Source organism: Bacillus sp. lyk4-R2A-2, assembly GCF_030209735.1.
In the GTDB taxonomy this organism is placed as follows: Bacteria; Bacillota; Bacilli; order Bacillales; family Bacillaceae; genus Bacillus; species Bacillus pumilus.
This window is the reverse complement of sequence record NZ_JARVRK010000004.1, coordinates 122,176-136,033: the sequence shown is the minus strand read 5'-3', so window position 1 is coordinate 136,033 and position 13,858 is coordinate 122,176. Positions and strand designations below refer to the sequence as shown.

Sequence of the window (13,858 nt, the reverse complement as noted above, 5' to 3'; positions counted from 1 at the left end):
CTGCTTTAGTATAATAGAAGAAAAGATAGAAAAGGCGGGATTTGATTGACAACAATTTGCCTAGTCAGGCACGGGGAAACAGATTGGAATGCAGCGAAACGAATTCAAGGACGAACAGATATCCCTTTAAATGATACTGGTAAATGGCAGGCTGAACAAACGGGTCTTTATTTGAAGGATGCCCATTGGGATGTTGTCATTTCCAGTCCACTCACAAGGGCAAAAGAAACAGCACACTTGATTTTAAAACATATAGATGCGCCTCTTGTCATCATGGATGATTTCATTGAGCGTGATTATGGCGATGCTGAAGGCATGTCATTTGAGGAGCGCCAAAAGCTTTTTCCAGATAAACAGTATCCAAATATGGAGCCGCTTGAAGCGATTCAAGATCGAATGGTAGAAGGCATTGAGAAAGTTAGAGCAGCCTATCCGAATCAACAAGTCCTGATCGTGGCACACGGCGCTGCCATCCATGCTTTACTCACCACCTTAGCGGATGAACATCTTGGTCTTGAGAACACGAGGCTCGTCAATGCTTGCTTAAATTATGTGGAATGGAAAGATGGTAAATGGAAGGTGCTTGATTACAACGTGGTCAGCCATTTAACTCAATCCTCTCCTATTTAAAGAACCTGTTATGTAAACAGGTTCTTTTTAAATGACAAAAACAATGATAAAATAGTATTTTTTTATATCGAAATTCGAAATAGATGCTAGACGTTTCTACCTATTTTAAGGCTTTTCGGGTATCGAATATTTCTCCGAAAATGGATCATAAGAAAAAAAGCACATTTCCTTTTTAATAGATAGCCGCTGAAATAGTAGAATAAACATATTTTACCATCATTTCCAAGTGACTTAATTCCCCAATTTTCGCTAGGACTTTCACAAAAATTCGGGTCTACTCTTATTTGCCTACTTCCCTTAAACTGAATATACAGAATAGTCAAACGGATCATTCTTATAGACTACGGATGATTATTCTGAAATAAGAAAAAAGGGATGTGGATTGTGCGTGAAAAAGAAAAATGTGATGACAAGTGTTTTATTGGCTGTCCCTCTTCTGTTTTCAGCAGGGTTTGGAGGCTCCATGGCAAATGCCGAGACGGTCTCAAAGTCAGATAGTGAAAAGAGCTATATTGTTGGCTTTAAAGCCTCTGCCACTACAAACAGCTCTAAGAAACAAGCCGTCACTCAAAATGGTGGAAAACTAGAAAAGCAATATCGTCTCATTAATGCCGCACAAGTAAAGATGTCCGAACAAGCCGCAAAAAAACTTGAACATGACCCTAGCATTGCTTACGTAGAAGAAGACCACAAAGCAGAAGCATATGCACAAACCGTCCCTTATGGAATCCCTCAAATCAAAGCTCCAGCTGTACACGCTCAAGGTTATAAAGGTGCTAATGTCAAAGTAGCTGTCCTTGATACGGGCATCCACGCTGCCCACCCTGACTTAAATGTTGCAGGCGGTGCCAGCTTCGTCCCTTCAGAGCCAAATGCCACCCAAGACTTTCAATCACATGGAACTCACGTAGCCGGAACCATTGCTGCCCTTGATAACACAATTGGTGTTCTTGGGGTCGCTCCAAGTGCTTCCCTATATGCTGTTAAAGTATTAGACCGCTATGGCGACGGACAATATAGCTGGATCATTAGCGGTATTGAATGGGCAGTAGCCAATAATATGGATGTCATCAACATGAGCTTAGGCGGACCGAATGGTTCAACAGCGCTTAAAAATGCCGTTGATACAGCGAATAACCGCGGAGTCGTTGTTGTGGCGGCTGCAGGTAACTCAGGTTCCACTGGTTCTACTAGTACAGTTGGCTATCCAGCAAAATATGATTCTACCATTGCCGTTGCCAATGTAAACAGCAACAATGTCAGAAATTCGTCTTCTAGCGCAGGTCCTGAATTAGATGTTTCTGCACCTGGTACTTCTATTTTAAGTACAGTACCAAGCAGTGGATACACATCTTATACTGGAACGTCTATGGCGTCTCCTCATGTAGCAGGAGCAGCAGCGCTTATCCTTTCTAAGTACCCGAATCTATCAACTTCTCAGGTTCGCCAGCGCTTAGAAAACACAGCAACACCGCTTGGTAACTCCTTCTATTACGGAAAAGGGTTAATCAACGTTCAAGCGGCTTCTAACTAAACAATAAAAAAATCCGGCTAATACAGCCGGATTTTTTTATTTATTGCTTCCTCGACGTTTCCTCTTTTTCCGCTGCTTTTTCCATTTCCATGATTCTCTCCATCATAGTTGGGTGCCCGTAGCGGATGACCTTCACTAAAAGTGGCGGATTCACCTGAGACAGCCCTGATTTTGCAAGCTTTTGAAAAGACGTCACCCCTGCCTCTCCGTCTTTTGTCAGGTTTAGCGCATACTCATCAGCTGCACGTTCTTGATGTCTTGAAACTGCATTTGTAAAAGGTGATGCTGCAAATGACAGCATCGATACAATCATGAAAAGAAGCGGAAGAGCAGCGATGTCGCGCGGCTCCCTCAGCCGAAATAGAACTGCTCCTTTACGATAGAAATAAAAATAGAGACGGTCGATCGCAAAAAATCCCGCAAGTGACAGTACTAGATATCCTGCTAATCCTATATAGACATGCTTCATGACGTAATGTCCCATTTCATGTGCCATGATAAATAAAATTTCGCGATCTTTCAGCTTTTGCAGTGTCGTATCCCATAACACAATACGCTTATTTTCACCAATTCCTGTGACATAAGCATTCATCGTGTTCGTTTTCTCAGACATATTGACCTCATATACATGACCTGCCGGGATATGAGCTTTGTCTGCAAGTGTTAAGATCTTGTTCTCAAGAGTTTGATCCTTTAGTGGATAAAAATTGTTATATAACGGATCAATGACGACCGGCTGTATAAAGAAGAGAAATAGCGTGAATGGAACTGTCAAACACCAGGCATACAGCCACCAGCGCTTTCTTCTTTTTTGAATAAGCCAAAAGAATACAATAGCACATAGGGCAAGAAGCGGATATTGAATCCAGAAATCCAGTATTTGATCTTTCAACCAGCTTGCCGTACTTTGAGCAGATACTCCGTAGTGCAAAGACAGCTGATAACCAATCCACTTAATGGGAAGTGAAATCAGCATTGTCAAAAGCGACAGCACAAACACATATACAAGTTTACTTAAAAATGTGAAACGAGCTGCTGCCAGGCTCCAGTCTGCTAATTTTCGTGAAAACCCTGAAATGAGCAGAAGAAAAAAGACATACCAATCTAATGGAATTGTCATGAAAAATAGCAAGTTACGTAATCTCGAGAAATTCTCGCTGATGACAAGCTCATGGCTTGTCATAAAGGTATGCGGATCTGCACTTGTTCCTTTTACACTGTCAGGAACCGCTGCATCCCCAAATAGAAACAAATAAGAATAAATAAAAAGACCGTACAATATGTATGCTACCGTTGCAAGAGCTACCCATTTACGTACTCGCACAGGTCAGCCTCCTTTCCATCCCTCTCTCTATTCTAATCATCCACTATTTTGTTTAGAACCTGTCTCATGTGGCTCCATCATAGCATGCCCTATCTGAAAAAGCTTTCACGAAAAAAATGATTATGCTACTCGAAAATCGGAGATGCTACATATAAAATAGAGAGTTGGAGGATCGAAATGAAGAAAATCCTTGCAGGAGTTGTGATCTTTGGACTTTTACTTATTACCTTCTTTTATGTATTCAGCCGGACGAGCGAAATCTTTGATGAGAATCGAGCTGAAAAATTGCTCCTTTCATCTGAAAACGAGTCCACTTCTTATGAAATAGATGATAAGGACACAGCAGAAGACTTAATAGAAGAATTAAACAAAGGCAAACAAACAAGCAATCATCTCAAGAAAAATTTAAAGAAACCAGATTATATCGCCAAGGTGATGTACGGCCGAACAAACGGCACCACCTTTCAGCTTTGGACAAACCGTTCGCAGGTCGTTTTTTTAGTAGATGGGACTTATTATGAGCTGAATCAAAAACAGTCTAATTCTTTTCAGAAACAGTTAAAAGAAGCCATTCTAAAGGGCTGAAATATTATTTTATCCCTTTGTCTTCTTATCAGCGTGATAGAACCTTAGCACACTAAGGGAGTCTCTTCATAAGAGACCCCCTTTTCTTATTTACTTTCCTCTGCTTGATACTTTTCCTTTAGTGCTCTTCTTAAAATTTTACCTGTTGTGTTCTTTGGAATATCATCTATGAAATGGATCGTTTGGGGCTGCTTATATTTCGCTAAAAAGCGTGAACAATGTGTGATGATGTCTTCTTGATCGATGTGAGCATGTTTCTTGGGGGAAATGTAACAGACGACAGCCTCTCCGGTGTTCGGATCTGGCACACCGATGACAACGGCTTCTGCTACAGCTTCATGTTGATAAAGCACTTCTTCTACTTCTCTTGGATACACATTATAACCGCCAACAAGAATCATATCCTTTTTCCGATCGACAATATAAATGTATCCTTCTTCATCTCTTCTTGCTAAATCACCGGTGTACAGCCATCCGTCTCTTAGTGCAGCTTCAGTATCTTCTGGCATTTGATAATAGCCTTTCATAATGTTGGGTCCTTTTGCTATGAGCTCTCCGACTTCATTTGGACCGACTTCTTCTCCCAGTTCATTCACAATCTTATTCTTCACATTCATAATGTCGGTCCCGACTGAACCGGGTTTTCTTTTTCCATCAAGAGGATTGAATGCAGTTACTGGGGAAGCCTCTGATAATCCGTAACCCTCCAGCACCGTGACACCAAATTTTTTCTCAAAACCGTGAAGTAAAGCAACAGGCATTGAGGCACCGCCTGATATACAAATCCTCACAGAGGACATTGCTTTCTCATGCCCTTCCTGGCGGTACAAATAGTTATACATAGTTGGAACACCAACAAATAACGTTGGCTTCTCTTTTTCCATCATACGCAAAAGCTCTGATGGGCTGAAATGCGGCAGGACATAGATGGTCGCGCCATGAATCAATGGTGCATTCATACAAACCGTTAAACAAAATACGTGGAACATCGGCAATGCGGCGATCACCTTGTCCTTTTCATCAATGGATAGGTACTCAGCAACGTCTCTGGCATTTGAATACAGGTTGAAATGAGTCAGCATCGCACCCTTTGGTTTTCCTGTCGTGCCAGATGTAAATAAAATAACTGCCGTATCGTCCTGATGAATAGATGGATGCACGTTCTCTTTCGCATGACCAGACACAAGCTTTCCAAAGAAGACAAGTTGATCTGATACTTCCTTAAAACTTGATCTGCACGCAGATTCATTTTCTGCACAAATAATCACCCGTTCAATAGACGGAAGCTGTTCATACACTTGCTCGTACACTGGCAGCAGTTGTTCAGGGGCAACAATGCCTTTTACATCACCTGTAATCAGCATATAGCCAATTTCACTAGGCGTGTATGTTGGATTGATTGGTACTACGACAAGCCCGGCTTTTAAAGCACCAAAAAAAGAAATGACAAAATGCGGTGAATTTCCTAAAATAAGCGCGATATGATCCCCGGCTTGAAATCCTTCGCCCACTAATCCATCTGCAAAGCGCTCGATACTTGTCATGAGCTCTCGATAGGTCCACTGATTTCCTTCAAAGATCAGTGCGATATCTTCTCCCTTCGTCATCGCCGTCTGCTCTAGATTTTTGATCAAATCCATTCTCCCACCCCTTACATGTCATCAATGAATGAATAACCATTCATTTTATGGCCAAACATTCCTCCTTTCTATTATAATAGACAATCGAAAAAATCCACAAGATCAAATGTAAATCGCTTTCAATTCTTTCAATCAAAAAAGCACCGCTATCTCTAGCCGTGCTTGTTCCTCTTAATAAATCAAATCAAGAAAATCCTCTTTTGATACATTGCCGAAGTAGTGGCGCATGTCCATATCTTCTAATACGTCGCTGATCGTTTTGCGATCATATTGTTGCCCAATGAGTCTTTTTTCAATATCAGCAATATCCCCTACACCAAAAAAATCACCAAAGATCTTGCAGTCCTGGATCATCCCTTTTTTCACTTCTAATCGAAGATCAATGGAGCCTGCTGAGAATCTTTTAGAATGCTGTAAATTAAATTTCGGTGAACGGCCGTAGTTCCATTCCCATTTTTGATATCGTTCCCGAGAAATCTCGTGAATCTTTTCCCAATCCTTCTCAGTCAACTGATATTGAGGAACATCCCCATTCGTATCGAAAATGTAGCTTAACAGAATTTTTCTAAATTCTTCTGTTGTCATCTTTTGATCCATTAATTCACTAATATTGGCAACCCTGCTCCTAATGGATTTAATGCCTTTTGATTCAATCTTTTCTTTTTTCACATTTAAAGCCGAAACAACATGTTCAATTTCTGAATCAAATAGCAGCGTGCCATGGCTGAAAATACGTCCTCGTGTTGCGAACTGGGCATTTCCAGAAATTTTTCGACCTTCTGCCATGATGTCATTTCTGCCACTTAATTCAGCTTTGACGCCTAGCTTTTCAAGCGCTTGGATGACTGGCTCCGTAAATTTTTTAAAATTATGGAAGCTGTCCCCATCGTCTTTTGTGATAAAGCTGAAGTTTAAGTTTCCTTTGTCATGGTAAACTGCGCCACCACCGGACAGGCGGCGGACAACTTTGATGCCGTTGTCTTCCACATACTTCGTGTTGATTTCTTCTATTGTATTTTGGTTCTTTCCTATAATAATCGACGGCTGGTTAATATAGAACAGCAAGTACGTTTCTTCTGGGTCTAAATATTTTAAGCAATATTCTTCAATTGCCAAATTAATCATTGGATCATAATGTTGTTCGTTATCGATAAACAGCATCTCTATCTTCCTTCCTTGTTCCATCTAAGCCCTGAATGGGCAAGCTGTATATTGCCAGTATATAACGCCTGTGCTTCATTGACTAGGTCTTTATGACGACCAAAATGGGGCAGGTGGGTGATGATCAGTTCCCCAACATTTGCTTCCTTTGCAAGCTTGCCCACCTCTGTACTATTCATATGTCCTGCACTCGATCCATCCTGTCCAGCGTAAAAATTGCTTTCAGCAATCAGTAGATCTGCATCCTTGCTAAATGGGATAAATGCCTCCTGATCACTTGAGTCTGCTGTATACACCACCACAGCATCCCCCGCCTGAATTCTCATCGCATAGCATTCTGCCGGATGAACCGTTTTCAAAAAATCAATTTGAAATGGACCAATTTGAATACCCTCTTCTGGCTGATAAGCCTTTGCCTTAGTATGTACATCATCCGCAAGCCGCCCAAATGCTTCTTGATTACCTGTATGTCCATAGATCGGAAGCGGACCGCTGCTTTTTCCTAAATGATATCCCACTAGCTTCGCATATTGGAGTGGTCCGATATCTGCAATATGATCGTGGTGATAATGAGAAAGGAGAACAGCATCTAGTTCTTCTATATCTATGTATTGCTGCAGTTTGGAAAGAACACCGCTTCCGCAGTCTACAAGTAGACGAAAGCCATCTGATTCAAAAAGATACCCTGACGTCGCTTCACCAGCGGCCGGGAATCCTCCGTAGCATCCAATGACAGTTAATTTCATCGTCATTTTTCCCTCCTTTTCTAAAAATCCCCTTCTTACAATATACCCATTTTTCATAAAAAAAGCATTCTTCTTGCCTATTGTTACAAAACAGATTGACAAATATTAATCTGTTATAATACAATAATAGCAACAAAACGTATTGGAGGATGACAAATGCTAGGAAAAATCACAGAATTTTTTAGAAATTTGCCTTCAAAAAAATGCACAAAATGTGGAAATGATTTAATGGAACAACACGAGTGTTACGGTAATGAATGTGAGGAATGCTCACAAGTAAGTTATCTTAAATAAGGTAATAAATTGAATTAAAAAGCACTTTTTTCCTCCGTCGTCAGTTGGAGTCAAAAGTGCTTTTTATTTTTTCTGAAAAATAGGTAAAAAGGTAAAACCCTTGTCCTAAAAGGGTTTTTTAGTATTTTCATCTGATGAGTTTTAGTTCCGAAGGCACTTTTTATTGACTTGAATCAATAAAGGAGGTTCTAAATGTTCATTTTTTCAAACAATTTTGTATTTTCTTAATATAATTTAATCGTGGACGAACCTCTTTAATTTTAGTTATACTTTATTTCATATATTAAAACTTAATATGATGGGAATATTCCTTTAATGAATATGCTAGGGAGGAAATCTATGAAAAAATTAAAATTTGGATTAGCGACACAAATCCTAATCGGTCTTATTCTCGGTGTCGTTGTTGGGGCAATCTTTTTCGGTAACCCAGGCGTTGAGACTTATTTAAAACCAATTGGAGACTTCTTCTTAAGACTCATTAAGATGATTGTTATACCAATTGTCGTATCTAGCTTAATTTTAGGAGTTGCAGGTGCCGGTGATGGTAAAAAGGTAGGGAAGCTTGGTTTTAGAACCATTCTTTATTTTGAAATTATCACAACATTTGCGATTATCCTTGGTCTTGTGCTTGCTAACTTTGTTCAACCTGGTGCAGGCGTTGACTTTGGAAATACGGAAAAACAAGATATTAGCCAGTATGTTGAAACGGAAAAAGAGCAAAGCAGCAAATCAGTTGCTGATACGTTCCTTCATATCGTTCCAACGAACTTCTTCCAATCATTGGCGGAAGGTGATTTGCTTGCGATTATTTTCTTCACTGTGCTATTTGCTCTTGGCGTTTCTGCCATTGGTGAACGCGGCAAACCAGTGCTCGCCTTCTTTGAAGGTGTATCACACGCCATGTTCCATGTCGTCAATGTTGTGATGAAAGCTGCACCATTTGGTGTCTTCGCACTCATTGGCGTGACTGTATCAAAATTTGGTCTTGAATCTCTTATTTCATTAGGTAAGCTTGTAGGTCTTGTTTATTTTGCGCTCGCTCTCTTCCTTATCGTTGTATTCGGAATTATTGGAAAGATGATTGGCGTCAATATTTTCAGATTTCTTGCTTACATGAAAGACGAAATGCTTCTTGCCTTTAGTACATCAAGCTCTGAAACAGTTTTACCAAGAGTCATGGATAAAATGGAGCGCATTGGATGTCCGAAGGGAATTGTTTCTTTTGTTATCCCAATCGGTTATACGTTTAACCTGGACGGCTCCGTCTTGTATCAAGCGATTGCTGCGCTTTTCCTTGCACAGGTATATGGCATTGACCTCACGATCGTCCAGCAGCTCACACTTGTTCTTGTGCTGATGGTGACATCTAAAGGAATGGCTGCCGTTCCTGGTACGTCCTTTGTTGTATTACTCGCCACATTAGGAACGATTGGTGTTCCTGCTGAAGGTCTTGCATTTATTGCAGGTGTGGATCGTATCATGGATATGGCGCGAACAGTTGTTAACTTAACAGGAAATGCACTTGCAGCTGTTGTGATGTCTAAATGGGAAGGGCAATATGACCCTGAAAAAGGACATCGCGTGATGACTGGACAAGATGTACCTGAACCGACACAGCTTTCAAGCTAATGAAAAAGAACCCCAATAAATGGGGTTCTTTTTTTATACTGTGATTAAGGATGATTGCACGTAGTGATAAAGAAGATTCGCTGTATGGACAAGGGAATCTTCATGCGTTCGTTCAAAAGCATGCGAGGAATCGATCCCTGGACCAATCAGTCCATGAATGATATCATGCCCTGCTCGAATCGCTGCTGATGCATCAGAGCCGTAATAAGGGTAAATATCTAAACGGTAATCTATGTTGTTCTCTTCTGCTAATGCAGCTAAATGCTTGCGTAATCCATAATGATAAGGACCGCTTGAGTCCTTCACACAAATAGACACGCTGTATTCATCTGTTGATTGACCATCGCCGATCGCTCCCATATCGACAGCAAGATATTCCACCGTTTCTTCGGGAATATTGGAGTTACCTCCGTAGCCAATCTCTTCATTATTAGAAATTAAGAAGTGCGTCGTATGCGGCAGTGTGATATTTTCCTTTTGAATGCGGTGGATGAGTCGTAGCAAAAGCGCTACACTTGCCTTGTCATCAAGGTGTCTTGATTTAATAAAACCTGATGACGTCACTTCCACTCTAGGATCAAATGAGATAAAGTCCCCTACTTGAATCCCAAGTGCTTTGACATCGTCTGCATTTTTCACCTTTTCATCGAGACGAATCTCCATATTTTCTTGGTTTCGTTTTGCTTTTCCAGCATCCGCATAGACATGAACGGACGTTTGATGCATAAGAATAGTACCTGTGTATGTATGACCTGTTGCTGTTTCAATTTCACAATATTCGCCTTCAATTGAGTTATATTGAAAGCCTCCAATGAGTGCAAGACGAAGCCGTCCATTTGATTTAATTTCCTTTACCATTGCACCGAGCGTATCGACATGTGCTGTCAGCATGCGGTGTTCCTTGTCATCAGTTCCTTTAATAGTAGCAATTAAGCCGCCCTTACGATTTCGTTTTGTCTCAATATTTACATCTTGTAAAAAGCGTTCAACAAAGCCGATCACCTTTTCTGTATTCCCTGACGGACTTGGGATCGATACGAGCTTTTGAATTAGCTGAACGGTTTCGTTTACTTCAGTAGTCATTCGGCATTTCCTCCTTTGTGTGAAAGCAATTCCTTCCATTAAAATATATCGCTTCGGGTTCAAGATGTCTAATTTCAAATCAAAAATCCTTCCTCTATCAAGAGAAAGGATTCATTGATTAAGCTTCGTCTTGTTTCATTTTTCTTACGTTCCAAGCAAAGTATGCAGTTGTTGCCGCCATCATGATGATCGCAACTGTACCGAGAATCGCTGCTTGGTGCCATAAATAGCTGTCATCACCGCTTGCAATGATCGTTCTAAATCCATTGATTGTATACGTCATTGGAAGCAGACTATGAATGACTTGGAAGAACTTCGGCACAAGCTCAAGCGGGAATGTACCAGCACTTGCTGCGAGCTGAAGAACTAAGATAATGACGGCAATGAAGCGTCCTGGGTTCCCCATTGTTGTTGCTAGCAGCTGAATAATCGCTAAGAATGTCAGACTGACGACGATCGCAAAGAGATAGAATCGCCAGAGGCTTTCCACCTCAAGACCAAGCCCAAAGATGAGCATCGTACTTGCAATGACTGCTTGAAGGATACCGACAAGTAGAAGCACGCTATATTTGCTGACAAACCATTCAAACGCATTTCTAGGGCGGCCAGCAGGGTCTTTCATTGGGAATACGACGGTGAGCATTAGAGCCCCAACAAAGAGTCCCATGGATAAAATATAAGGCGTGAGCCCTGTTCCATAATTATCAATCTTCTTCGCTGTATCATTTTCTGTTTTAACTGGGCTAGCAATCATATTGTAATTGTCTTGCCCCGCATCAATTTCTCCTGTTTCATCAGCGGCGCTTTTCAATTTATTGGACAGCTTACCTGTACCGCTCTTTAAATCTCCCAATCCTTTATCAAGCGATTTTGAGCCTTCGGCAAGCTTAGATGTATTGCTTTGGATATTTGTTGAACCACTTTCCAGCTTATTTAACGCTGCGCTCAGCTGGCTTGATCCATTCGCAAGCTTATCCGCACCGCTTTTCGCTGTATCAAGCTTTCCATTTGCTGTTTGCAGGCCATCTTGTAATTGGCCTTGACCTGTTTGAAGCTTCAGTGCACCTTGATACAATTTATTCGTACCAGACGTCATTTGGTCGATCGCATTTTGTATCGCAACTGTAGATGTGTACAGCTGTTCTGTTTTCTCTGGCAGCTGTTTGACTTGCTGCAACTGCGCTTTTGCAGATGCAACTGCTTGTTGAACCTCACTTGCATCAGGCAGTTCCTGCAAGGCCGCTAAGCTTTGTTCGAGTCCAGACAGATCAGGCAGTTCGATTTTAGGCAGACTGTCAAGCTGATCCATTGCCGCCTTTTTCTCTTCATCTGTCATGGAGCTGTTTTGGATAATGCTTTTTACATTAGCATCTCGATTTGATAGTGCTTCTTTTAATGAAGCAAGTTTTGTACTGAACGTTTTTGCGTCTTCTTTCACCTGATCGAGTTTAGGCGCCATCTTCTCTAAATTCGCTAATTCTGGTGACGACAAGACTTTTTCTACTGCTGCAATTTTTTCCGAAAAGGATTGGGCTTTGTTGTTTAGCTGCTCAATGCCTGCTGTGAATTGCGGCATTTTAGAAGCGAGCTGCTGATGTCCTTCTCGGCTTGTGTTTAATCCTTCGGTTAATGTATCAATTCCTGTACCAAGCTCTCCAAATTTCTGATCAATGGTTTGATAGCCTGTTAGGAGCTGACCAAGCCCACTGTCTAGAGACTGTATGCCTGTGTTCAGTTCACCCATTTTCCCTGCGAACTGATGAACACCTTCGCTATAGGTTAACGTACCTTCAGCCAATTTGGCTAAGTTGTCTTTTAATTTCGTACTGCCATCTTTTGCGCTTTTTGTTCCGTCATCAATTTTCTTCGCGCCATCGCTTGCTTGATCTAATCCTTTTGCAATCGTTTTGAAGTTATCAAAGATGACCTCGGCATAATTTTTTGTGACTTCTTTTGAAACCGAATCTTTTAATTTGATAATGGCATTATTCGCAATTTGTGACGCCGCATAGTTGGCGCCTGGATTCGTATAATATTTCAGATTCGATTTTTTCGGATGTTTATCTAGCACTGTACTTGCATTTTTCGAGAAATTCTTTGGTATTTCCACCACGAGGTAATAGTCCTCGTTATTTAATCCTTTTATAGCCTTTTCATGACTATCGACAAAGTTCCATTTGAAATTATCGTTTTTCTTTAATTCCTTTACTAAATCATCGCCGACTTGAAGGGTTTTCCCGTCATAATGACTGCCTTCATCCAAGTTGACAACCGCTACAGGCAATTGATCAACTGTACCATAAGGGTCCCAGTATGCTTTTAAAAATACACCACTGTAAATCAGCGGAATAAATAAGACAGCTAAAATCGGGATCAGTAGTTTTTTGCTCGTTACAATGTCCTTCCATTGATTCCGAATTAAATTCATTGCTGTTTTCCTCCCATAGATGAATGACTAAATATAAAATTTGGTCATTTGAACTCAAAAAAATTATGTTGTTGCAGATAGTCCTTTTAAGACATAAAGCTCCAGCGATTCGGCTACCTCTTCTTTTGTTAAAGGCTCGTATCGCTTTTCCCAATCAAAAATCAGTGCAATATATAGTTTCACCATCACAAATGCAGTCAATTCAGGATCACAAGGCTTAATGTCGCCTTTATCCATCGCTTCTTGCACTTTCATTTTGATATAGCGAATGATCATCTGCTCCATTTTTTCGATCATTTCCTTGACCGCTGACGTGCCAAGCTCTGCATTTTCCTGAAAAATCTTAATTGTGAGCTGGTGGTTTTTTCGAAATTCTAAAATTGCAAAGAGTGCTAAGTGAAGGTTTTCAGAGAAACTATTCTTCTCATCAATTGCCTCATCCGCAATTTTCCTCATCTCTAGTAAAAGGGATGTGAAAATTTCATCAAACAACTCTTCTTTGTTTTTGAAAAATGTATAAATGGTTCCTTTTCCGACGTTGGCAAGCTTTGCCACAAGGTCCATTGTGGTCGCTTTATACCCGAATTGAGTAAATGCTTTCGTCGCACCCTCTAAAATCATTTGTCTCCTATCAACACTCATGTTCTCACTCCCGAAATGACTATTTGAACGTTTTGGTCATTAAGTACAGAAAGTAATATACCATATCCTTTTCCCCAGATGCAACAACTTTGTTCACATTTATAATTCCCAACTCTTTTTGAATGATTCGAACATGAAAAACTCCCTTTCCATGACAGAAAA

General features: G+C 40.7%; 12 protein-coding genes. 5 read left to right on the top strand and 7 right to left on the bottom strand.

What is annotated here, in order from left to right; genetic code table 11:
- The first annotated feature begins 45 nt into the window (after positions 1-45).
- Both QRN39_RS03420 and QRN39_RS03415 read left to right on the top strand, forming a co-directional pair.
- A complete protein-coding gene (locus QRN39_RS03420) occupies positions 46-630 on the top strand; it encodes a histidine phosphatase family protein (protein ID WP_251191019.1) in 585 nt (194 codons plus the stop codon).
- Positions 631-1,018: 388 nt separating this feature from the next.
- A complete protein-coding gene (locus QRN39_RS03415; protein ID WP_034620013.1) occupies positions 1,019-2,164 on the top strand; it encodes a serine alkaline protease SapB in 1,146 nt (381 codons plus the stop codon).
- Positions 2,165-2,204: 40 nt separating this feature from the next.
- Here QRN39_RS03415 and QRN39_RS03410 read toward each other — a convergent pair whose 3' ends face one another.
- Entirely contained in the window at positions 2,205-3,488 is a 1,284-nt protein-coding gene (locus QRN39_RS03410) for a M48 family metallopeptidase (protein WP_284906201.1), read from the bottom strand.
- Positions 3,489-3,665: 177 nt separating this feature from the next.
- Between QRN39_RS03410 and QRN39_RS03405 the strand changes: the two genes are divergently transcribed.
- Positions 3,666-4,073 carry a YhfM domain-containing protein gene (locus QRN39_RS03405; protein ID WP_003211259.1) on the top strand — a complete coding sequence of 136 codons (408 nt, stop codon included), beginning with the start codon at positions 3,666-3,668 and terminating at the stop codon, positions 4,071-4,073.
- Positions 4,074-4,159: 86 nt separating this feature from the next.
- On the opposite strand, the gene QRN39_RS03400 is transcribed toward QRN39_RS03405, so the two are convergent.
- The 3 genes from QRN39_RS03400 to QRN39_RS03390 form a co-directional block, all read right to left on the bottom strand.
- Positions 4,160-5,713 (bottom strand): fatty acid--CoA ligase family protein, encoded by a 1,554-nt coding sequence (locus QRN39_RS03400; protein ID WP_050945383.1) that lies wholly within the window; start codon positions 5,711-5,713, stop codon positions 4,160-4,162.
- A gap of 171 nt (positions 5,714-5,884) precedes the next feature.
- Positions 5,885-6,874: a lipoate--protein ligase gene (gene lplA / locus QRN39_RS03395; protein ID WP_050945384.1), complete on the bottom strand. Its 990-nt coding sequence runs from the start codon at positions 6,872-6,874 to the stop codon at positions 5,885-5,887.
- A gap of 2 nt (positions 6,875-6,876) precedes the next feature.
- Positions 6,877-7,620, bottom strand: coding sequence for an MBL fold metallo-hydrolase (locus QRN39_RS03390; protein ID WP_050945473.1), 744 nt, complete (start codon positions 7,618-7,620; stop codon positions 6,877-6,879).
- Positions 7,621-7,776: 156 nt separating this feature from the next.
- Between QRN39_RS03390 and yhfH the strand changes: the two genes are divergently transcribed.
- On the top strand, positions 7,777-7,914 hold the full coding sequence (yhfH, locus tag QRN39_RS03385; RefSeq protein WP_008359029.1) for a protein YhfH: 138 nt from the start codon (positions 7,777-7,779) through the stop codon (positions 7,912-7,914).
- Between the two features lie 339 nt (positions 7,915-8,253).
- Positions 8,254-9,543 (top strand): cation:dicarboxylate symporter family transporter, encoded by a 1,290-nt coding sequence (locus QRN39_RS03380; RefSeq protein ID WP_003211494.1) that lies wholly within the window; start codon positions 8,254-8,256, stop codon positions 9,541-9,543.
- A 33-nt stretch (positions 9,544-9,576) separates the two neighbouring features.
- Here the strand turns inward: QRN39_RS03380 and QRN39_RS03375 are convergent, their stop codons facing one another.
- The 3 genes from QRN39_RS03375 to QRN39_RS03365 form a co-directional block, all read right to left on the bottom strand.
- On the bottom strand, positions 9,577-10,626 hold the full coding sequence (locus QRN39_RS03375) for a M42 family metallopeptidase (RefSeq protein ID WP_003212389.1): 1,050 nt from the start codon (positions 10,624-10,626) through the stop codon (positions 9,577-9,579).
- Between the two features lie 118 nt (positions 10,627-10,744).
- The gene (locus QRN39_RS03370; RefSeq protein WP_226804883.1) at positions 10,745-13,054 is read right to left on the bottom strand and encodes a YhgE/Pip domain-containing protein; all 2,310 of its coding nucleotides are present in this window, start codon (positions 13,052-13,054) and stop codon (positions 10,745-10,747) included.
- A gap of 63 nt (positions 13,055-13,117) precedes the next feature.
- On the bottom strand, positions 13,118-13,696 hold the full coding sequence (locus QRN39_RS03365) for a TetR/AcrR family transcriptional regulator (RefSeq protein WP_212046108.1): 579 nt from the start codon (positions 13,694-13,696) through the stop codon (positions 13,118-13,120).
- Between the last annotated feature and the right edge of the window lie 162 nt (positions 13,697-13,858).